Genomic DNA, 21,282 nt, shown 5'->3' with positions numbered 1-21,282 from the left:
AACACGCCGACCACGACCACGCTGACCACCCAGGGCCGCACCGCGGAGAGCTACACGGGATTGATGAACGGCGAATCATTCCAGCAGGACGGCATCGTCTCGCATCGCCGATGGCAATACGCGGCGTTCTGGGACGAGGAGGGCTATGTCAACGTCTCCCGGCGTCCGACGAACGGCACGTGGCAGACCATTCGCCTGACGGACTATCGCACCACCACCACTGATTCACACAATGTGATCAGCATCGGGCTCTCGCACGAGGACGGAAGCATCCACCTCTCGTTCGACATGCATGCCCAGCGTTTCCGCTACCGCAAGTCGGTGGCCGGCATCGCGACCGCACCGGACACCGCCGCCTGGTCACCGGGCATCTTCGGCGCCGTGCAGAACAGCCTCGCCGGACGCGACATGGCCGTCATGACCTATCCGCAGTTCACCACCATGCCCGACGGCAATCTGCAACTGACGATCCGTACGGGGCAGAGCGGGAACGGCAACCAGGTCCTGTTCGAATATCGGGCTGGTGCGTGGAGTTTCGTCGGCAAGATCATGGACGGCACCACCCTCGGCAACAATGCCTACCTGTTCGGTTTCCAGTACGACGGCCAGGGCGTGCTGCACACGACCTGGACCGTCCGAGAGACCTTCGACGCGAGCACCAACCACGATCTCTACTACGCGTACAGCACCGACCGAGGCCGGACGTGGCGCGGTGGTTCGGGTGCGCTGATCGGCACCGCCGACTCCAGTCCGATCTCGACGACTACCGCCGCGGCACGGTTCTGGAGCATCGGACAGAACCGCGGCCTGATGAACCAGGAATCGCAGACCGTCGACTCGGCGGGAAACGTGCACGTGCTGGCCTCGCACCTGCCGCCGTCGGCGCCCAGTGACGCCGTCTTCACCAGGGCCCGCACCAGCGCCGTGCTCGTCCACTTCTGGCGGGAGGCTGCGACCGGCCAGTGGCGCCAGCGGATCCTCGGCTATCAGGCGGGCGTCAGCCGCGGTGACATCGGCGTCGATTCCCGTGACAACCTGTTCGTGGTCAGCGCCGCCTCGAACACGGGCGTGCTGCAGATCGCGACCGCGTCTCGAGCCTCGGGTTGGTCGGACTGGGCCGTACGCTACCGGTCCGCGGCGACCTTCACCTCCGATCCGCTGCTCGACCACCGCCTGCTGAAGTCCAACAACATTGCCAGCGTCTTCGCACCGCACAACGGCGGCAGCCGGATCGACGTCCTGAACTTCACCAGCGCCGGGAACTGACGAGACCCTGCCGGGGCGTAGCCACGAGCGGGGGCAGGGTGCGCTGCCGAACCGCACGAAGCCCTCACCCGGGGGCGAGGGCTTCGTGCGGTTGAGGCGAGGGCGGGGTCAGTGCTGGGCGGCCTCGGCGGGCGCGCTCCGGGCGGGCCCGGCCACGGTGTAGGCGATGAGCCCGCCGAACGCGAGCAGCCCGGCCGTCATCGCGGCGGCCGTGTTGTCCGGAGCTTGTGCCTGCCATGTCAGGATCCGTCCCGCGAGCGGATCCGGCAGTGGGGTGATGATCGCGACCAGCGTCCAGCCCAGTGGCAGGAACCAGGCCCGGGCGGTGCCCATCGTGGCGGCGCACAGCGCAGTCAGCCCCAGGAGCCCGGCCGCGTCGCGCACTATCAGCCAGGCGGGGCCGAAACGGGCCCCGGTCGCCATCGTGGCCAGCAGTACCACCGCCACGATCAGGAAGGCCGCCAGCAGGTGAGCGAGGCGTCGCGGCAGCCAGGAGAACGCGGCTGTCGTATCCAGGGCGTCGTCGGGGCCGCCGAGGGTGGCGGTCAGGGCCGCGACCATCAGCAGGAGCGTCAGGATGACCATCGGTATGGCGACGGTGCGGTCGTCAGAGAACGCTGACCACAGCGACCACATCAGCGCCGCGCAGCCGCCTGCCGTGGCCAGCGCGATCGGGACACGCCGGGAGCGCAGGTACAGCGCCAGCCACCTCATGGCGTGCTCTTGGAGAAGAGCCCGCTGTCGGCCGTGCAGTTCACCGCGGCCTGGCGCAGTGCCACCACGCGGGCCTTCGCTTTGTCGGCGGGTAGTCGCCGCAGGTCGTTCCACAGCTGCACGGCCCGCTGGTTGTCCTCCGGCTCGAAACCCGCACTGGCCTTCGCCGGTTCCCTTCCGATCAGCCAATGCGCGGCCGCGATCCGGTCGGCCGGGTCGACGCCCGCTTCGCAGTCCGGCGGGCTGGCGAACGCACCGGCCACCACGTCCACCCGCACCTCGGTTCGGTCCGCGAGGTGCGCGTCGTCGCCGGTCTCGACGCTGAGCAACACGGTGTCGGCGCGCCGCGGCGGATAGCTGTCGGGGAAGTAGATGGTGGTGTCCTCGTGCACCGTGGTCGGGGCGTCCGGCAGTTTCGCCAGTACCGCCAGGCCTTCCCGGGCCGGCGCGGTCACCTCGGTCAGCAGCCCCGAATGAATCCGGCTGACACATACGCGCGGCTCGTCCTCGGTGCACGTCAGTGCCCTGGCCACCGGGTCGACCGCGTTGTTGACGAATCTGTTCTGGTGGGGCATGACCGTGATCGCCAGTGCGGCGCCCAGTGCCACGGGCAGCAGCGCCGCCATCCGGGAGCGCCACCCGCCGGAGGCGAGCAGCACCAATGCGGTGACCGCCAGGGCGGCAAGCCACAGGGCCTGGGCGATGCTGGCCCGGCCGGGCACGGTCGCGTAGGCGCCCGGCAGGTTCATCTCGTAGATCGGGGAGAACGCCAGAGCCAGCCATCCGTGCGGCCGGGTCGCGCCGGGGATGAGCAGCAGCAGCCCCAGGCCCGCGATGCCCAGCGCCGGCGCGGTCACCCGCCAGGGCAGCAGGCGGCCGATCGCGAGGCCGAACCAGACCGCTGCGATCAAGGCGAGCACGCCGACGGCCGTGACGGCGACGGCCGCGATGGGCAGGTATTCGGCGGTGCTGATGATCCACAGGCCGCCGGCGAGGCCCATGGCCAGGTATCCACTGAGCACCGCGACCGCCATGGCGAGGAGCGTCGGCAGCATCCGGTGCGCCTGGGGGCGCGGAGTGCTGGCGAACAGCTCGGCCACCTTCGAGCGGTGCTCGCGGCTCGCCTGCCAGGCGCCGGCGGCCAGCGCCAACGGCCAGAGCACGGCCAGGTAGAGCCGCTGGGTCATGGCCAGCTGGATCCATCCGGTGGTGAAGATCGCCCGGTCGGTGGCGAGCAGCAGCACGCCGATCACGAACAGGGTCAGGGCCGAGCCCAGGGCCGCGGAACGGCGCAGCTCGATATTCAGGATGCGGGTCATCGGCTGGTCCCCGCCCGGTAGCGGCGCAGCAGCGCGGAGTAGCCCCGCTCGGCGGGGCTGTCGCCGGGGTCGCCTTCGCTGCCCTGCGCGACCAGGCCGTCCGGGGTGCCCTGGTAGACGAGCCGACCCTCATTGACCATGATCACGTCCGTGCAGGCGGCCACCACGTCTTCGACCAGATGGGTGGAGACCAGGACACAACTGTCGACGCCCACGTCGCGTAGCAGCTCACGGAAGTCGAGGCGCTGCTCGGGGTCGAGGCCGACGGTCGGCTCGTCGAGCAGCAGCACCGCCGGGTCGTTGACGATCGCCTGCGCGATACCGGCCCGGCGCAGCATGCCACCGGACAGCGTCTTCATGCGCGCCTCGGCCTTGGCCGCGAGGCCGACCCGCTCGATCGCCCGCTGTGCCGCGCCGGGCACGGCGGTCTTCGGCATCTCCTTGAGCCACGCCATGTACTCGACGAACTCCCGCACCGTGAAGCGGGGATAGAACCCGAACTGCTGCGGCAGATAGCCCAGCCTGCGGCGCACCTTCCGCAGGTCGGCCCGGCCGCCGACCGACTCGCCGAGCAGGGTGAGCCGCCCGTCGGCCGGCTTCAGCACCGTGGCCAGCGACCGCATCAGGGTGGTCTTGCCGGCGCCGTTCGGCCCGAGCAGCCCGTGGACACCGATGCCCATCGCCAGGTCGAGCCCGTCGATGGCCAGGTGCCGGCCGGCGCGCACCCGCAAGCCCTCGGCATGGATGGCCCAGGGATAGGTGGTGGGGACAGTCTCTGCCGCGCTCACCGTACGCATAGGTAGCTCCTTTCGATCTTAGTTGTGGCTGGAGAGCCGGCGGAATTTGTCGCTCTGCGTCGCGGTGATGCCGGCGAGTAGGACAATGAGCAGCGCCCACACGAGTGAACTGCCCGGTTGCAGTACCGCCGGTAGTTCGGCGGTGAGAACGGCGGGCAGCACCACGGCCAAGGCCCAGCCGGCGCCGAGGCCGATGGCGGCGAGACGAACGCCGACAAGGGCACCCAGTGCGATGGTCGCGGCGGTGAAGGCCAGGCACGGCAGCAGCGTCAAGGCCAGCGAAGCGCCGGTGCGGCTGGTCGCCACGGCGAGTGCCGGCACGACCACGGTCAGGACCGCGGCCGTACGCCGCAGCAGGATCGTCAGCCCGGTCGCGGGGGTGCTCGCGATCAGTTCCCAGGCAGGGTCGGTGCGCCTGCTCCACGCGATCACCACGCCGGGCAACGGCGCCACCGGGGCCAGCAGTGTCACCAGCGACGGCAGGCTCGGCTGCAGCGCCTGCAGCAGGACGGCGCAGCCCAGCACCGCCACGGTCATGGTCAGCCACGGCACCAGGTGCCAGACCAGCCAGCGGTCGGGCACCGCCGACCGGCGCCGTCGCGGGGCGGGAGCCGGCCCGGCGGCGATCTCGAAGTCCACGCCGGCGGCGACGCGGGCGAGCAGGGCCTCGGTGTCGTCCGTCGTGGCTCCGGCCACCAGGGCGCGGCAGTCCGCGCAGTCCTCCAGGTGCACCTCGATCGACCACACCGTGACCTCGTTGAGGTCAGATCCCCGACCGGCGTAGCGGGCGATCATCGATGGGCTGATGTGCGTGGTCATGACAGCGCCTCCCGCAGAGCGATCCGAGCCCGCCGGGCCCGGGACTTCACCGTGTTCTCCGGCACCCCCAGCAGCAGGGAGGTCTCCCGCACCGAGAACCCGTCCAGCACCATCGCGCGCAGGACCTGCCGCATCTCCGGCGGAAGCTCAAGCAGCGCCTGCTCCAGTTCCTGGCCCACCCGTACGGCCATGACCTCGTCCTCGGCGGCCGGGGCGACCGACTCGACGAGCGGCACCGCCGGCACTTGGTTGTGCCGGGCCCGCCGCCGGAACGCGTCGACGAGCCGGTGCGCGGCGATGGTCCACAGCCAGCCGACCGCGCCGCCCGACGCGCCGAGCCCGGCAAAGCTGCCCGCCGCCCGCCACACGGCCAGGTAGGTCTCCTGCATCACGTCGGCGACCACGTCATCGTCGGAACACCGCCGCCGCAACCGGGCGAGCAGCCACGGCGACGTACGCCGGTACAGCTCATCGAACGCGCGCCGGTCCCCGGTGGCGGTGCGGCGCACGAGTTCTTCCTCGTCAGCCGCGTTCAGGCTTCGTTTCACAACCAGCAAGACGAACGCCGATCAGGAACGGGTTCACCAGGCACTGTGACATGGGTCACTGCGCCCGACCGGTGTGCGGATCCGCTACCGGGCCGCGCTCGTCTCCATCGACGGGCTTCCACCTTGCTCCGGGGCCGAGCCCCCGGACGCCCCGCGCTGTGGTGGTCGCGGTGTCGGCCGGAGCGAACACTTTTGAGTCCGTCGGGCAAAGACGGGCATGCTGACACAACGACGGGTGGCGGCGGCCCTGGTCGCCGCCACCACGCTGCTGGGCACGGCGGTCTTCTGGACCGCCCGGAGCGGCGACGCGACCGCGGCGTGAGCAGCAGCGGGACCGGCGACCGGGTCGAGGGCCTCGTCGGGCCGGGCGAGCTTGGCGAGTGTCCGTGCGGCCGGCCGAGCCGGTGCTGGTTCGCTCACTCGGTGAACTCGCAGAAGGACAGCGCCTTGTCGAACCGCCCGGCGGCGAGATCCTCGTGGCGGATCAGGAAGCGCCCTTTGATGTATTCCTCGTGCGGCACGGAGAACTGGGCGAGCGGCACCCACTCGCGCATCACCCGGTGTTCTGCTTCCGCCCAGCGGTAGAGCCGTTCGGGGCCGGGCGGAAGATGTGTCTCGTCCTCGTCCGCCAGTTGCGTTCCTGATGCAGCACTGATTCGCCGAGGCCAGGCTCATCGTCGCCCGTAGATGGCCGGCCGTGGGGGCCGTCAGGCTAGGGTGGTTCAGTCGGATCTGTCTGTCGTTCGTTCTGCGGGCGGGAGGTGTGCGGCCATAACCGGGACAGGACTACCCCAGGTCGGCGGCGAGTTCGGCGACTACCGGATCGACGCCGAGATCGGCCGCGGCGGGATGGGCGTGGTGTACCGCGCCTGGCAGTCCCGGATGAACCGGCCGGTTGCCCTGAAGGTGCTGCCGCAAGACATGGCACAGGACCCGGCCTACCGAGGCCGGTTCGGCCGTGAGGCCGCCGCGCTGGCCCAGCTGGACTCCCCGCACGTGACCCAGATCTACGACCACGGCGAGATCCACGGAAATCTGTACCTGGCCATGCAGCTGGTCCAGGGTCCCGACCTCGGCCGGTTGGTGGCCGGCGGCCCGCTCCTGCCGCGGCGTGCCCTGCGCATCACCGACCAGGTGGCCGGTGCGCTGGGCGACGGGCACGCGGTCGGCGTCGTGCACCGGGATGTCAAGCCCAGCAACGTGCTGTGCCGCCCGCGTTCGCTGCACGACGAGGACGACTTCGTCTACCTGTGCGACTTCGGGATCGCCCGTAGCATCGCCGAACCCGCAGGTCAGGCCACCGAGACCGGCGACGTGGTGGGCACCGTCGCCTATCTGGCGCCGGAACGGTTCGACGGCCGGCCGGCCACCCCGGCATCCGACGTGTACTCGCTCGGATGCATGCTGTGGACGCTGCTGACCGGAGCTCCGCCGTTCGTCGGGACCCAGGCTCAGATGATCATGGGGCACGCGGCGGGCCCGGTCCCGCGGCTGGAGGGCTCCGACCCACGCACGGGCGAGCTCAACCGTCTCCTGGCCGGCCTGCTGGCGAAGGATCCCGTGCAGCGGCCGACCATCGCCGAGGCCCGGCGGCAGATCCGGCAGATCCTGGCGATGCCCGCCAAGGACGCAATGGTGCGGCCCGGGCTGGTCGCGGCTCCCGCCACCGGAACCGGTGCCGGGTCCCTCGGGTCCGTCCCGAGCTCGGCAGGGGAGACCGTTCCGCTCGAAGGTGACACCCGGCCGGCCGGGGGAGGCCAGCCGGAACCGGTGGCGCCGACGGCTCGGTGGACCGGCGTCCTGCCATGGTCGGCGGGAGAGCCGGGCGGCCGATCGGTCGGTCGCCGCAGCGTTCTCGTCGCTGGAGGCGTGGCCGCGGCCGTGCTGTTCGGCGGTGGGGCGTGGCTGCTCCTGGACGATCGCGGTCCCTCGCCGGCGGAGCGGCTGACGGCCGCGACGCCGGCAGGTCTCACCTGCCGGAACGTCGAGCTGGCGGACGCCGACCGGCAGGCAGGCGCTCAGGCCGGTCGTGACTGCGAGCTCGCGGACGCCTCCGCCGGGTCGCTGCGGCTGATGGCGCTCAGCGGGCCGGGAACGGTGGCCGGCTACCTTCGCCATCTCGGCGGTCCCGACCCCTCCGCGCTGCCGAGCGGCACCTGCCCGGACCACGTGCCGGCCCAGGAGCAGTGGTCACGTGGCAGTCGCTCGGGCACGCTTTACTGCTTCGTCACGGCCGAGAACCTGCGCTACGCCTGGACCGTCGACGACGACGTGCTGACCGTGCTGGACGGCGACCCTGACCGCGCCTATCCCGCGGATGTGAACGGCGTCCGGCGCACCTTCGACGCGTTGAGCTATCCCGGCTGACCGGGGGATCGGCCCGCCCGGCCCGGGGAGGGCGGAGTCAGTCCACCGCCGTCCGGTTCCACCAGGCCTTGAGCTGGGCGGGGCTCATGGTCGGGTGCCGGTACACGGCAATGGCGAGGGTCGGCTCCTGGAGACCTCGGTCGTCGGGGTCGCGGTAGACCAGTTCTGAGTACAGGACCGACTGGCTCGTCGTGCTCTCCTCGTAGTAGGTGAGCGTCCCGCCCTTGTGGTCGGTGCTGACCTCCCAGGCCTCGCTGTGATGTGAACCAGGCACCGCGTTCGCCGAGGACGCGATGTCCTTGCGGTAGAAGGCGTAGGAGTCCGCGTCCTCGACCAGGACGTACAACGCCGTGACCCCCTCCCGGAACGTGCAGGTGACCTGTTCGGCGGCCCGCGGGAACAGCCCGCCCGGATCCGCCCGGCAGTGCATCTTCTGCTCGTTCAGGTCGTTCTGCGCCAGGTCGGCCAGCACGCCGGAACGGAACTGCGGGGCGTCCAGCGCCGGCCGGGTCAGGCCGCCGAACCGCCGGCCGTCGTAGAAGTCGACCAGGTCGGGCAGCGACAGCCGCGCGATGGTGGCGCCGGTTCCATCGGTCGCCTCCGATCCGGCGGAGTTGGTCACGACGGCGCTCTGCGGGCGGGGCAGGACAGAGTCCCAGTAGACGGTGGCCGCCCCGGTGCGGTCCTCATGCATCGAGAAGGCCGCATCCCGGTCCAGCACCTGGCCGAAGCGCACCCACTCGATCGTGCTGTCCACGGTGCGGGCCCGTTCCTGCCGAAGCCGGGCCGCGGAGCCGTACTGGACCAGGTCGAGCGTGCGGTCGGTGAAGTCGCAGCGCACGCGCTCGACCTCGCCGACCTGCGGTGCCAGCGGGACGCAGCGGCGGGCACCCGCCAGGAGCGCCGCCCCCAGCTCCCGATATCGCTGCGCCACCTGGGACAACGCGAACCGGTCCACGACCGGGGCGGGCTCCCGCGCGCCGTCGCGGTTGAGCGCGACGACCCCGATTGTCGCCGCCGTGGCACCGGCCACGCACAGGGCCACCACCGCCGTGCGGCCGTCGCGCAGCGCCGCGACCAGCCGGTTCCCGACGGTCCGCCGATCGGCGGGTCCGGACGGTGGGACCGGCCATGGTGGTGTCAACGGCGGCTGCGGCGTCACCGGATCGGATATCCCGGTGCCGTCGTCCCACGACAGGACGGCATGCGCCGGCGCCATCGCTGCGGCGGGGGGTGACACGGTGTTCAGAACCGGATCCTGGGTCCGGTCGACGTCCGAGCCGGGGGAGGCGTCCAGTTCGGTCCCCATGCCGGCGGGCGCGTCGGCCGATCCGATCGGCCAGGGTTTCGTCGGGTCGGCACCGGAGCCGAGGACGACGGTGGATCGGACCGGCCCGCCCGGGCGCGCGGAGCCGCGGAGGGCCGTGACGAAGGCGTCGACGGCCCGCCGAACCGCCACGTCGGAATGCCCGTAGGCGGCGACCACCCGGACCGCTGCCTGGGCCGCGGTGTTCTCCTCCGCGGTGCCCGCGGCGGATCGCAGGCGTGGGACCAGGCCACTGCCGGACACCGCCAGGAGAAGGGCCGCCTCGTGGGGCGCCAGCCGGGGGACGCCGGGGGCGCCCAGGGCCGCCCGCAGCGCCACGGGATCGATCAGGGCGGCGCCGCCGTGGGTAGCCGCCACGTGGGTGAGTGCGGCGGACATCGGGTCACGCGCGGCCACGATCATCGCTCCGGGTTGGCCCAGAACTCGCGCAACTCGGTCCGGTCGGCGGTCAGCGCGGAGAACGTGCCGGAACACAAGGTGGACTTCTGGTCGAAGTAGAGGGTGGGCCTGCCCGTATTCGAGCTCTGGAACCGCACCCGCAGGCCCTCGGCGCGGCCCCTGGTGCCCATCGGGATGCCGACCTTCGTGCCCGCCCGTTTGTCCACGAAGCGCCACGTCAGCTGCCGCACGGTGCCCTCCTTCGCGGAGACCTTGCCGTCGATCAGGCCGTCTCGGGCGTTGCCCATCGCCTCCGGTCCCAGGTATTTGTAGAACAGTCCCACGATGTTGTGGTCGCCGAAGCTGCACGCCACGGCTTCCTGGACGCCCAGCGGAGTCTCCGACGCGCGGCACTGCACCCCGCCGGACTTCAGGTAGATCTCGGCCAGCCGCCGCAGCTCGGGCGCTTGGAATGCCCCGAGCGGGTCCGCGGCGAAGTCGGGCGTCGCCGTAGCAGTGGACGTTTTCGACGTGCTCGGCGTCGGGTCCGCGGCCGGTAGGGCCGGCGTCGTCGTCGAAGGCTCCGCGGATGCGCTTGGCGTCACCCCGGCGACGGTGTCCCCTGCCCCACCGAGCTGGGTCCCCGCCAGGGCGGCGACCGCTGCCACCGTCACGACGGCGCCGGCTGCCACGACCGGACCCACGCGTCTGCGCGAACGGCGCCGCATTGGTGCACCTGCCGCGTGCGGCGGTTGCGCGGACAGCGCGGCCTCCTGGTCAGCCATGCGTCGCGGCAGCAGGCCGCCCGCGCAGCCCAGTTGGGTCACCGCCCACCGGGCCGCTTCCGCGGGCATCCCGCGGCCGGCTCCCGAGGCCAGGGCCACCGCTTCGCCGAGGGCCGCTGGGACAGCCGTCCCGACCTCCAGCGCGCTCCGCAGCCGGCCCGGCGCACCCGATGCGGCGGCCTCCATCAGCAGGCTGATCTGGTCTTCCGGCAACGGGTCAGTCAGTCCCCGCAGCGCCGCTCCCAGGGCCAGGGGATCGGTCAGGGCCGCCGGCCCGAATCGTTCCACCACCGAGTCCAGGGCAGCCAATACTGTGGTCATTGCACCCCTCCGTGAAGAATATCGAGGTGTCGAATGGACATTGTCCAATCTCATTCGGACGGCCACCAGTTCAGCTCAAGCCGCTTAAGCGGCGCTGTAGTGGCCGGCGCGGTCCGGCGTCAGCCTTCCCAGGGGCAGAGGCAGGAGCGGCGGGAGGGTCGGTGAGCCAGCAGGCGGAGCAGGCGCTCGGTCCGGGCGTCGGCCTGCTCGGGCCTGTGGTGCTGACCGTGGACGGCGAGCCCGTCGCTCTGGCCGGGGCCCGGCAGCGCGCGCTGCTGGCGGCCCTGACGGCCGCGGCCGGCACCGCGGTGCCGGCGGACCGGCTGGCCGAGGCGGTGTGGTCCGACACCGGTCAGCCCGCAGCTCGCAGCACCCTGCACGTGCACGTGCACCAGGTGCGGCGGGCCCTCGGCCGGCAGGCCGCCGCGTTGCAGCACGGCCCGGCCGGCTACCGGCTGGTGGCCGCCAGCGACGTGCAGGCCGTCGAGGACGGGCTGCGCCGCGCCCGGGTCGCCGACCGGGCCGGTGACGCCGCGGCCGCCGCGGCCGGATACCGGTCCGCGCTCGCCCGATGGCGTGGCGAGTTCTGCGCCGACCTGCCGGACCATGAGTACTTCCACGCGGCCCGCACCGTGTACGAGACGGTCCGGCTGGACGCGGTGGAGGCCGTGCTGGCCGCGGAGCTGCGCCTGGGGTTGCCGGGACTGGTGCCCGAGCTGGAAGACCTGGTGCTGCGCCATCCGTTGCGCGAGCGGTTCTGGGGGCACCTGATGGTGGCGCTGTACCGGGACGGCCGGCAGGCCGACGCGCTGGCGGCGTTCCGCCGGGCCCGCCACGTCCTGTCCGCCGAGCTGGGCCTGGATCCGGGGAGCGCCCTGCGCGAGCTGGAGCAGGCGATCCTGGGCCAGGCCGCCACCTCGCAGGTGCTGCGGGTGGTCGCCCCTCGGCCGGTCGGGACGGGCCGCCCTGTGCTGACCTGGCTGGACGCTGCCGGTGCGGTCCGCCGCCGGGAGCTGCCAGGGGCCGGTGAGCTGGTGATCGGCCGTGCCGAGGCCGCCGACGTGTCGTTGTCCGGGGACGCCGCGGTGTCTCGACGACACGCTGCCGTCCGGGTGGCGGGCGGAGGCGATGTCACCGTCGCCGACCTGGGATCGCGCAACGGCACATTTCTGAACGGCGCCAAGCTGGGTCCGTCGGACAGCGCCCCGGTCCGCTCGGGCGACCTGTTGCGCTGCGGCGACACCGTGCTCGCGTTCACCACCCCGGCGCAGCGGGGAGCGGTGGCGAGTGACGGGCCGCAGCTGCCGACCCGGACCGGCGCTGCGACGCCCCTGGCCCACGTGGCCCTCGGCCCGGCGGCCGCTCCGCAGACCCCGGCTGCCCCCGGGCAGGACGACCAGGAATGAACGGACGCCGTCCCGCGCGATGCGGTGCTCGCGCTGCGGAGGAGCGTGTCCAGCACGGCGACGAGGAGACGACTTCCCGCGGACGCAGCAGCGGCACTTCCGAATCCGGCGCCTACGTGGTCCGTGGTTGGATGGCGGAGTGAGTTTCACGGTGACTGACGTGCCCGAGCGGGAGCGTTTCGAGGCGCGGGACGAGGCGGGCGCGCTCGCCGGCCGGCTGACCTACCAGCTGACCGGCGCCATCGTCGTCTATACCCACACCGAGGTCGATCCTCAGTTCGAGGGCCAGGGGGTCGGATCGGCCCTCGCGCGCGCGGCGATGGATGACGCGCGGGCCAAAGGCCGCACCGTCGTGCCCATCTGCCCCTTCCTGAGCGGCTGGCTCGACGAGCACCGGGAGTACGAGACGCTCGTGGCCAGGTCGACCAGAAAGATCAAGTAAGCCGCCGAGCCGCGGGGCGGCAGTGTGGACACTCGGTTCGGTGGTGGGGCCGCGGTGGCACACTGCACGGATGTTGGGACGCAACTCATCGCATTTCTGGGGCGTAGTGCTCGAGACGCCCGATCCGCCGGCGCTCGCGCGGTTCTACGCCGCGCTGATGGAATGGCAGATCGTCAAGGAGGAACCGGACTTTTTCGGGGTCGCCCCGATGGGCAGCCACGTGGAATATCTCGCGTTTCAGCGGTCGGCCGACTTCGTGCCGCCGACCTGGCCGAACAAGCCGGGCGAGCAGCAGATGCAGATGCATCTGGACATCGAGGTGCCGGATCTGGAGCGGGCGGTCGCCGCGGCGGTCGAGGCCGGCGCGACCGAGGCGGCCTGGCAACCCCAGGACACGGTACGGGTGCTGCTCGACCCGGCCGGCCACCCATTCTGCCTGTACGTCGACGCGAGCGCCTGATCTCGCACGTCCTCATTCCGACGCTGTAGGAGTTACGACCGTTCGGTTGCCCGGCGCGGGTTGCGCCGGATCATGGGCGCATGACGACGTACATCGCTCAGCTCAGCGACTCGCACATCACCACCGGGGCGCTTGGTGCCGGGCCCGCCGCCGGATTGCAGCTCGCCCTCGCCCGGGTCATGGGGCTCGACCCGCGGCCGGACTGCGTCGTCATCACCGGCGATCTCACCGACCACGGGCGGCCCGACGAGTATGCGGCGCTGCGGGAGATCATCGGTGACTTTCCGCTGCCCCTGCACCTGATGACCGGCAACCATGACTGCCGGCGGCCGCTGCTCGAGGCCTTCGGCGGCGAGGCGCACTACGCGGTCGAGTATCCGGAGTTCACCGTCGTCGCGCTGGACTCGCTGGTGGAGGGTTCGCCCGCCGGGCGGCTCGGCGCGGCGCAGCTCTCCTGGCTCGACGACGTGCTGCGGCGCCGGCCCGACGTGCCGGCGCTGCTCGGGCTGCACCATCCGCCCATGCCTATCGGCATCCGGTTCCTCGACGGGATGCGGTTGCTCGACGGTGACGCGCTGCGGAAGGTCGTCGCCGCGCACGACAACGTCGCCCGGGTGATGGCCGGGCATGTGCACCGGCCCGTCACCGCCGCCTTCGCGGGCACCGTGCTCACCGTCGCGCCCAGCCTGTGGCGGCAGACCGGACTGCTGCTCAACTCCGACGAGCCGCCGGGGTATCTGGCCGAGCCCACCGGGTTCCTGCTGCATATGATCGACGGGGATGACTGCGTGACACATACCGTCCAGGTGAGTCATGCCGCCGCCCTGCTCGGCGCATTCTGACTGCCGCTGGGCGCACGAGATCAAGAAATGTCGCACCCCGGAGATACGGTCATCATGCCGGGGGAGAGGGGCTGACCATGATCGATCATGTTGTTCTCGGGGTGCACCACCTCGACGAGAGCCGACATTTCTACGAAAATGCCCTGCGTCCGCTCGGGGTCAAGGTCATCGTGCAGGAGCCAAAGCTGGTCGGCTTCGGCGACGACAGTGGCCGGCTGTTCTTCTGGCTGGCGGTGCGTGAGCCCTCACACCGGGTGCACGTGGCCTTCACCGCGCCCGACCGGGCCGCGGTCGACGCCTTCCACGCCGCCGCGCTGCACTCCGGCGGGGTCGACAACGGGCCGCCGGGCCTGCGCCCGGACTACCACGAGAACTACTACGGAGCCTTCGCGTTCGACGCCGACGGCAACAACATCGAGGCGGTCTGCCACCGCCCGGCCTGATCGGCGGCTGCCCCAACCGGTGCGGGGAGGCGGAAGTCGCGAGGAGAGAATCCGGTAAAAAGGGCGCCTTGCTACTTTTGGGTGGTATTCCTGGAGTGTCTCCAGGAGGTGACAGTCATGCCAACACCCCTGCCCAGCAACGAAGCCGACCGGCTCGCCGCCCTCTACGAACTGCATGTGCTCGACACCGCACCCGAGGATGACTTCGACGACATCGTCAAGCTCGCCTCGACGGTCTGCGGCGTACCGATGTCGCTGGTCAGCCTCATCGACATCGATCGCCAGTGGTTCAAGGCCAAGATCGGCACCGACCTCACCGAGACCCCGCGCGACCTGTCCTTCTGCGGTCACGCCATCCTCGGCCGAGACGTGCTCGTGGTGCCCGACACCCAGCGGGATCCCCGGTTCGCCGACAACCTCACGGTCGCGCAGCACGGCGGGGTCCGCTTCTACGCCGGCGCGCCGCTGATGACGAGCGACGGCTTCGCGTTGGGCACGCTCTGTGTGCTCGACTCCCAGCCCCGCACGCTCGACACCGAGCAGGTGCAGGCGTTGCGGGCGCTGGCCCGGCAGGTCACCTCGCAGCTGGAGCTGCGCCGGTATGCGACCGCGCTGGCCAACACCACCGCCCGCCTGCAGGAGCTGGAGCGCCGCAAGGACGACCTGGCCGGGCTGGTGGGCGGGGAGTTGCGGGTGCCGCTGCGGCTGATGCGCTCGTATCTGGCGGATCTCGGCAACACGGGCCATCACGACGCGGAGCTGGCCGACCTGGTCGGTCGCGCCACCGCGGCGCACGTCCGCGGGCTCAGCGATCTGCTCGACCACCTGACGTCGATGGCCGCGGCCGGTAACGGCTCGGACAGCCTGCACATGCGCCAGATCGACCTGACCCGGCTGACCCAGCGGGCTGTCGAGGCGATCCGGCCGATCGCGGCCACCAAGCAGATCTGGATCCTCAACCAGGCCGGCGGGCCGTCGCTGCCGATCATCGCGGATCCGGTACGGCTGGAGCAGGTCCTCATGCACCTGCTGTTCGCGGCGGTCAAATACACACCGAAGGGCGGCCGGGTCCGGGTCGGCACGGATATCGAGTCCGGTCCCACCGTGCGGCTCGACGACATGGACATGCCGGACGGGATGCGCCCGGACCTGTTCCCGCACCTGTACTACGGCGCGATCTCGAACCCGGCGGTCGCCGCGGGCCCGGACCGCGGCCTGGCCGTGGCCAAGCGGATCCTCGACGCCCACCACGCGACGGTGGCGCTCTCCGACCGGCCGGGCGACGGCACGTCGCTACACGTCGTGTTCCCCTTCGCCGAGCGCGAGCTGGTCGACGCCTGAGGCTGCGTAGGACGGCGAGATCCCGCACCCGCCCGGCTGCAGTTCGGGCGGGTGCGGGACCTCTTCACGCCCCGCGGGTGAACGCGGGACCGGAACCGCCGCCCGGGGGCGAGCCGGCAGACGGCTGGTCGTCGGAGTCGTACGGTGGCAGCGCCTGGCTCGGCACCGGCGGGCGAGCCGTGGCCCGGCCCGCCGCCGGGTGGATCGGCTCGCTGACCTGGTCCAGCACCGGCGGCCAGGTGTCGACGGCCGGTGCCACGCCCTGCTGACCGGGCACGGCATGCGGGGTGACCGGGATCATCGGGGCCTCCGCGGCGACGTCGCGCGCGCCGGTGAGTCCGGCGCGGTTCAGTTTGTGCCAGCGCAGCCGGCCGCCGGTCATGGCGGTCACCGCGGACTGGATCAAGACCAGGTACATCAGCTGCCGGTACGCGAACTGCTGCAGCGGCAGCCGCCAGAGCGGGCGCAGCGACTCGTTGTCGAAGCGGAACGCCACGGCCGCGGTGAACAGCTGCAGGGCCAGCATCAGCCCCCAGGCGACCATCGTCTCGCTCAGTTTCCAGAACACCAGGCCGTACAGCAGCATGATGTCGACGACCGGGGCCAGCAGCGGCAGCGCCACCCCGAACAGCGCGAGGAACGGCAGCCCGACCCGGCCGAAGCGACCCGAGTCGCCGGAATCGGTCAGCGCCTTGCGGTGCTTCCACATCGCCTGCATGGTTCCGTAGCTCCACCGGTACCGCTGGCGATAGAGCTGCTCCAGGGTCGTCGGCGCCTCGGTCCAGGCCTTGGCCCGCTCCTCGTAGACGACCCGCCAGCCGGCCCGGCACAGCGCCATCGTCACGTCGGTGTCCTCGGCGAGCGTCTCGTCGCTGATCCCGCCGACCTCGGCCAGCGCCGTGCGGCGGAACGCGCCGATCGCGCCGGGCACGGTCGGCATGCAGTTCAGCACCTCGTACAGGCGGCGGTCGAGGTTGAAGCCGATCACGTACTCGATGTGCTGCCAGGCCGCGACCAGGGTCTGGCGGTTGCCGACCTTGACGTTGCCGGCGACCGCGCCGACCGCCGGGTCGGCGAACGGCTGCACCAGCATCCGGATCGAGTCCGGCTCGAAGATGGTGTCGCCGTCGACGGTGACGATGATGTCGTGCCGGGCCAGCGCGATCCCGGTGTTGAGGGCGTTCGACTTGCCGCCGTTGGGCACCCGGATGACCCGCACGCCGGCCAGGCCCAGCCGCTCGACGATCGCGGCGGTGTCGTCGGTGGAGCCGTCGTCGACGACCACGACCTCGATGTCCGGGTAGTCGCCGCCGGCCAGCGACCGGACGGCGGCCTCGATGCCCTCCTTCTCGTTGTAGGCGGGCACGATGACCGAGACCGGTTCGGTCACCGGTGGGCCCCAGGACCAGCCGGGCTTGCGGCGCTGCCGGGCGTGCCGGGTGGCGAGCACCAACAACAATGCCGTACGGCCGATGGTCAGCAGCCCGACCACCAGGAACAGCCCGGCCAGTCCCCAGACCAGGCCGTCGGCCAGCCGTACGGTCCACAGCAGGCCCGCCCCACGCAGCCGGTCCGTGCCGCCGGCCTCGGGGTTCATCGGCAGTAGCGGCAGAGCCGCGGTGGCCTCGTCCTTGTCCTTCCGCTGTTCCGCGATCGACAGGTTCAGGCCCTCGGTGACCGTGGTGAACCGGTAGCCGCGCGCCTTCATCGCCGGGATGAAGACCCGCAGCGCCGCGAGGGTCTGCGCCCGCTCGCCGCCGGCGTCGTGGAACAGGATGACCGCGGAGGTGTCGCCCGGCGGGGTGGCGTTGCGGACGATCCGCGCGACGCCGGGACGCCGCCAGTCCTCGCTGTCCAGGTCGTTGACGACGACCAGGTAGCCCTGCTTGCCGGCCTGCTTGACGATCTTCCAGTTCACCTCGTCGATGGCCTGCGCCTTCGACGAGTACGGGAACCGCACCAGGTTGGTGTGCACGTTCGCGGCCTGGGCGATGGCGACCTGGGTCTGTGACAGCTCGAAGGTGCGCCGCCACGGCGCGAGCCGCTGCATGTTCGGGTGGGTGAACGTGTGCAGGCCCAGTTCGTGGCCGTCGGCGGTGATCTTCCGGGTCAGGTCCGGGTTGCGGGCCACCTCGGAGCCGACGACGAAGAACGTGCCGTGCGCGTCGTTCTCTCGCAGCACCTCGAGGACCTTCGGCGTCCACTCGGGGTCGGGGCCGTCGTCGAAGGTGAGGGCGATGGTGCGCTCGGGCAGCCGGTGCGAGCTCTCCTGGCCGCCGGTGGTGTTGATGATCGGCCCGCCCCGGCGGATCGCGAGCGGCACGCCGGCCTGGTCACCGACCTCGGACTCGAGGTGGTCGCCGGTGAACTCCGCGTTGATGTAGGCCTGGATCACCAGGACGCCGACGAAGAGGCTGATCAGCAGTGTGCCCAGCAGGACCCGGGGGCGGGGCAGCAGCCGGCGCCGGGAGCGGTTGCGGTTCCGGCTGCGGCGAGCCGGCGGGCGCGTCATGCAGCGTCCTCCTCGCTGGGTTCGGGCGCCGGCTCGGTGCTCCCCGTGGCCGGCTCGGCCATCTCCTCGGCGTTCTCTGACGCGGGCTCGGCCGTTTCTGACGCGGGCTTGGCGTTTTCGTTGGCGGGCTCGGCCGTTTCTGACGCCGGTTCGGCGTTTTCGTTGGCGGGCTCGGCCGTTTCTGACGCCGGTTCGGCGTTTTCGTTGGCGGGCTCGGGCTGGCCGGCGGGTTCGGGTTTGGGCTTGGGGGCGGGCCGGGCGGCGGTGGTCGCCGTCGGCTTGGCCGCGCCGGTGACGACCGGCGGGATCGGCGGAACCGGTGAGACCGGCGCGGGGTCGGCCGGCGGGGCGGAGTCCGGCTCGTCGTCCGCCGAACCGCTGCCCTGGCCGCCCCCTTGGCCGCCGCTGCCCGAGGGAACGGCCGGCGGCGACGGGGCCACCGGCGTCGGGCTCGGTGTGGTGCTGGTCGGGGTGACCTCCGGCGTGGTCGGCTTGGTGCTCGTCGACTCGACCGGCTTGGGCGTGGTCGCGGTCGGCGTGGGTTTCTTCCCGGTCGCTGTCGGCTTCGGCGCCCGGTTCGGCCGGGGACCCGTGGTGGTGCTCGGCGTGACAGCCCGCGACTGCCGAGGCCCGGTGACCGGCGCTCCCCGCCGGGGGAAGACCTCGAGGATGGGCTGGGTGCGGGCCGTGGTGGCGACCGGTTCCGGGGTCGGGCTCGGCCGGGCGACGACCACGTCCTCGGTGTCCTTGTCGTCCGCGAGGTCCGGCAGGGGCAGGACCGCGCTGGAGCTGACCGGGCCGCCGGCCAGGCTGACGCTGATCAGCCCCCCGTAGACCATGCAGAGGGCACCGAAGCCGTACGCGACCCGGCGCAGCAAGCGGCTGCGGCGTCCGGTCGAGTCCACGAACACCGGCGAGGGGTGCGCGACGACGATCACCTCGGTCTCAGGCATATCGACGTCGGCGATTGGCGGGTTTTGGGGCTCCTGCAATGTCACGCGGCGAGCTTAAGAACATCTACGGCGATCTTGACGGGCGTCACCGGATCTGATGACGACCGAACGTGGGACCGGATTCAGCCGAAACGGTGAACGCTGGCGTTTGACCTGCTGAAGATGGTGTGCGTGGCATTTGGCAGGCCCTCGCTGACCTGCGACGAATGACGCCGGAAGCAAAGGTTACGTCGTTTTGGACGATCAATTCATGTCGCATTTCCGACTACCGTATGCGGCTTTATCCGAATGGATTTCACCAGGGGAAAAGCGGCATTAAAAACCAATATAGCCTTCTGTACCTTTTGTCCAGCTGGGACGCGGCGTACGCGGCTGGTCACATTCTGGTGGCAGGCTGCGCGAAGTTTCCCGATAACTGAGTAAGTCCACCCGTTGTGTCCGCCATCGGGTGTCGTTAAGCTTCTTCATGCGCGCCTCTATCGCCCGCTTCCCCCGTGGCAGGCGATCGGGGCGCGCACCTAATTTCACGAGAAACGCCCGCCGCTGATCAGCGGTGGGCGTTTCCGTGTTCCGGAAAGGATCATCCGGTCAGATCCAGCGGCCCCCGAGCCACATCCGCGCCGACCAGTCGCTGTAGGGGATGAGCTGACCCACGAAAACCGGATGGAAGTACGCGAAGCAGAGCGCGACGAGCAGTACGTAGACGCCGGCCACGACAGTTCCGACCAGCTGTCTGTCAGTGCGGCCCGCTCCCGTCGCTATCCCCGCCGGCGGCGTCATGATCGCCCCCAGCGTGTAGACGACGGCCAGGATCAGGAACGGCAGCGCAGGCAGCACGTAGAACGCGAACATCGTGCGACCGTCGGCCACCGCGAAGTAGAACCACGGCAGCAGCCCGGCCACCACGCCGGTGCCGATGGCGAACGCGCGCCAGTCCCGCCGGGCGATGCCGAACCAGACCAGGGCACCCAGCGCGGGCAGGAACGACCACCACAGGATCGGCGTGCCCAGCAGCAGGATCTCCGCGGCGCAGCTCGGCGCCCCGCAGTTGCCGTTGCCGTTCCAGTAGAAGGCCACCGGCCGGCCCAGCAGCAGCCACTGCCAGGGCCAGGACTGATACACGTGCCGGTCGGTCAGGCCGCTGTGGAAGTTGTACGCCTCCGAGTGGTAGTGCAGGAGGTTGAGCAGCGCGCCCAGGATCGGCGGCTCGCTGAGCCCGTTCGCCTCCCGGTAGTGCCGGAAGTAGCCGGTGTCGGTGACGAACCAGCCGGTCCAGCTGGCCAGGTAGAAGATGAACGTCAGCACGAAGCTGAGGATCAGGTAGCCGAGGTCGCCCAGCAGGCCGCTCAGCACCGGCCGGCGTACGCCCGCCGAGCGCCGCGCCTGGACCCGCCACACGACGACCAGCAGGGCGAAGAACGGCGCGAAGAACAGCGCGCTCCACTTCACGCCGCAGGCCAGGCCGAAGAGCACGCCCCCGGTGAGCAGCCACCACGGGAAGACGCGGGGCAGCCGCCGCGCGGTCGACGGGTCGTAGCCGTCCTCCAGCGCCCGGAGCCAGCGCCGCCGGTAGTGGTCGCGGTCCAGCACCAGCGCCGCGAACGTCGCCAGGATGAACAGCCCGAGGAAGATGTCGAGCAGCGACGTGCGCGAGAGCACGAGCTGGAAGCCGTCCAGCGTCATCAGCAGGCCCGCGATGCCGGCCAGCACGATCGAGTGGAACAACCGGTATGCGACCCGGATCAGGATCAGGATCATCAGGGTCCCGGCGATCGCGCCCGAGATCCGCCAGCCGAGCTCGACGTTGCCGAACACCTTCTCGCCGAGCGCGATCAGCCACTTGCCCAGCGGCGGATGCACCACGTACGCCGGCCCGTTGGTCTTCTCGTCCCACTCGACGCCGTGCTGCAGCATGTCCCAGGCGTCGGTCGGGTAGTAGACCTCGTCGAAGATGTAGCCCTTCGGTCTGCTCAGCCCGACTATCCGCAGGATCGCGGCGATCCCCACGATCACCCCGGTGACCAACCAGGAGTACGGGTTCCACCACCGGTCGAGCGTCGCCAGCCGGCGGCGCACCGCGTCGGGCACGCCGCCTGTGCCGGTGGCCGCCGTGGCGTCCGGTGGCTCGTCCGGGGGGACGTCTCTGCTGATCTCTGTCTCAGCTGTCGCCGAAGTCACCCCGCGATCGTAGGCCGCGGGACAAGTCCACGGCGCCCGGAGCCCGCGCGTCTTCATGTGATGG

19 protein-coding genes are annotated in these 21,282 nt (G+C 71.1%); 8 read left to right on the top strand and 11 right to left on the bottom strand.

Annotated features, from left to right (window positions below; translation table 11 throughout):
- Nucleotides 1-1,266: BNR repeat-containing protein (locus DMB66_RS15430; protein WP_125804778.1), on the top strand; the 1,266-nt coding region annotated here is incomplete at its 5' end.
- A 108-nt stretch (nt 1,267-1,374) separates the two neighbouring features.
- Here DMB66_RS15430 and DMB66_RS15425 read toward each other — a convergent pair.
- The 6 genes from DMB66_RS15425 to DMB66_RS15400 all read right to left on the bottom strand — a co-directional run bounded on the left by DMB66_RS15425 (nt 1,375) and on the right by DMB66_RS15400 (nt 6,020).
- Complete coding sequence (locus DMB66_RS15425; RefSeq protein ID WP_125804777.1) at nt 1,375-1,980, bottom strand: hypothetical protein; 606 nt, start codon at nt 1,978-1,980, stop codon at nt 1,375-1,377.
- Nucleotides 1,977-3,299: a hypothetical protein gene (locus DMB66_RS15420; protein WP_125804776.1), complete on the bottom strand. Its 1,323-nt coding sequence runs from the start codon at nt 3,297-3,299 to the stop codon at nt 1,977-1,979. The genes DMB66_RS15425 and DMB66_RS15420 overlap by 4 nt, the downstream gene beginning before the upstream one ends.
- The gene (locus tag DMB66_RS15415; protein WP_125804775.1) at nt 3,296-4,096 is read right to left on the bottom strand and encodes an ABC transporter ATP-binding protein; all 801 of its coding nucleotides are present in this window, start codon (nt 4,094-4,096) and stop codon (nt 3,296-3,298) included. The genes DMB66_RS15420 and DMB66_RS15415 overlap by 4 nt, the downstream gene beginning before the upstream one ends.
- Nucleotides 4,097-4,114: 18 nt before the next feature.
- On the bottom strand, nt 4,115-4,915 hold the full coding sequence (locus DMB66_RS15410; protein WP_125804774.1) for a hypothetical protein: 801 nt from the start codon (nt 4,913-4,915) through the stop codon (nt 4,115-4,117).
- A complete protein-coding gene (locus tag DMB66_RS15405; protein ID WP_125804773.1) occupies nt 4,912-5,463 on the bottom strand; it encodes an RNA polymerase sigma factor in 552 nt (183 codons plus the stop codon). The genes DMB66_RS15410 and DMB66_RS15405 overlap by 4 nt, the downstream gene beginning before the upstream one ends.
- Before the next feature lie 416 nt (nt 5,464-5,879).
- The gene (locus DMB66_RS15400; protein WP_233624575.1) at nt 5,880-6,020 is read right to left on the bottom strand and encodes a DUF1963 domain-containing protein; all 141 of its coding nucleotides are present in this window, start codon (nt 6,018-6,020) and stop codon (nt 5,880-5,882) included.
- A 130-nt stretch (nt 6,021-6,150) separates the two neighbouring features.
- Here DMB66_RS15400 and DMB66_RS15395 point away from each other — a divergent pair, with 130 nt between their 5' ends.
- Nucleotides 6,151-7,830 carry a serine/threonine-protein kinase gene (locus DMB66_RS15395; protein ID WP_125804771.1) on the top strand — a complete coding sequence of 560 codons (1,680 nt, stop codon included), beginning with the start codon at nt 6,151-6,153 and terminating at the stop codon, nt 7,828-7,830.
- 37 nt (nt 7,831-7,867) lie between these two features.
- Here the strand turns inward: DMB66_RS15395 and DMB66_RS15390 are convergent, their stop codons facing one another.
- Together DMB66_RS15390 and DMB66_RS15385 are read right to left on the bottom strand one after the other, a co-directional pair.
- Nucleotides 7,868-9,553 (bottom strand): hypothetical protein, encoded by a 1,686-nt coding sequence (locus DMB66_RS15390; protein ID WP_125804770.1) that lies wholly within the window; start codon nt 9,551-9,553, stop codon nt 7,868-7,870.
- A gap of 2 nt (nt 9,554-9,555) precedes the next feature.
- Nucleotides 9,556-10,641, bottom strand: coding sequence for a hypothetical protein (locus DMB66_RS15385; protein ID WP_125804769.1), 1,086 nt, complete (start codon nt 10,639-10,641; stop codon nt 9,556-9,558).
- A gap of 161 nt (nt 10,642-10,802) precedes the next feature.
- Between DMB66_RS15385 and DMB66_RS15380 the strand changes: the two genes are divergently transcribed.
- The 6 genes from DMB66_RS15380 to DMB66_RS15355 all read left to right on the top strand — a co-directional run bounded on the left by DMB66_RS15380 (nt 10,803) and on the right by DMB66_RS15355 (nt 15,575).
- Entirely contained in the window at nt 10,803-12,047 is a 1,245-nt protein-coding gene (locus DMB66_RS15380) for a BTAD domain-containing putative transcriptional regulator (protein ID WP_125804768.1), read from the top strand.
- Nucleotides 12,048-12,207: 160 nt separating this feature from the next.
- On the top strand, nt 12,208-12,489 hold the full coding sequence (locus DMB66_RS15375) for a GNAT family N-acetyltransferase (protein ID WP_370318472.1): 282 nt from the start codon (nt 12,208-12,210) through the stop codon (nt 12,487-12,489).
- 70 nt (nt 12,490-12,559) lie between these two features.
- A complete protein-coding gene (locus DMB66_RS15370; RefSeq protein ID WP_125804766.1) occupies nt 12,560-12,949 on the top strand; it encodes a VOC family protein in 390 nt (129 codons plus the stop codon).
- Between the two features lie 80 nt (nt 12,950-13,029).
- A complete protein-coding gene (locus DMB66_RS15365) occupies nt 13,030-13,791 on the top strand; it encodes a phosphodiesterase (protein ID WP_125804765.1) in 762 nt (253 codons plus the stop codon).
- 77 nt (nt 13,792-13,868) lie between these two features.
- Nucleotides 13,869-14,234, top strand: a complete 366-nt coding sequence (locus DMB66_RS15360) for a VOC family protein (RefSeq protein ID WP_125804764.1) — start codon at nt 13,869-13,871, stop codon at nt 14,232-14,234.
- Between the two features lie 117 nt (nt 14,235-14,351).
- Nucleotides 14,352-15,575 (top strand): HAMP domain-containing sensor histidine kinase, encoded by a 1,224-nt coding sequence (locus tag DMB66_RS15355; RefSeq protein WP_125804763.1) that lies wholly within the window; start codon nt 14,352-14,354, stop codon nt 15,573-15,575.
- 64 nt (nt 15,576-15,639) lie between these two features.
- Here DMB66_RS15355 and DMB66_RS15350 read toward each other — a convergent pair whose 3' ends face one another.
- The 3 genes from DMB66_RS15350 to DMB66_RS15340 all read right to left on the bottom strand — a co-directional run bounded on the left by DMB66_RS15350 (nt 15,640) and on the right by DMB66_RS15340 (nt 21,275).
- Nucleotides 15,640-18,087, bottom strand: coding sequence for a bifunctional polysaccharide deacetylase/glycosyltransferase family 2 protein (locus DMB66_RS15350; RefSeq protein ID WP_125804762.1), 2,448 nt, complete (start codon nt 18,085-18,087; stop codon nt 15,640-15,642).
- Nucleotides 18,084-19,085 carry a hypothetical protein gene (locus DMB66_RS15345; RefSeq protein ID WP_125804761.1) on the bottom strand — a complete coding sequence of 334 codons (1,002 nt, stop codon included), beginning with the start codon at nt 19,083-19,085 and terminating at the stop codon, nt 18,084-18,086. Before DMB66_RS15345 ends, DMB66_RS15350 begins: the two co-directional genes overlap by 4 nt.
- 543 nt (nt 19,086-19,628) lie before the next feature.
- Nucleotides 19,629-21,275, bottom strand: coding sequence for a dolichyl-phosphate-mannose--protein mannosyltransferase (locus DMB66_RS15340; RefSeq protein WP_125804760.1), 1,647 nt, complete (start codon nt 21,273-21,275; stop codon nt 19,629-19,631).
- Nucleotides 21,276-21,282: the final 7 nt, after the last annotated feature.

The organism is Actinoplanes sp. ATCC 53533 (assembly GCF_003947245.1).
This window is presented reverse-complemented; position numbering and strand designations above follow the sequence as displayed.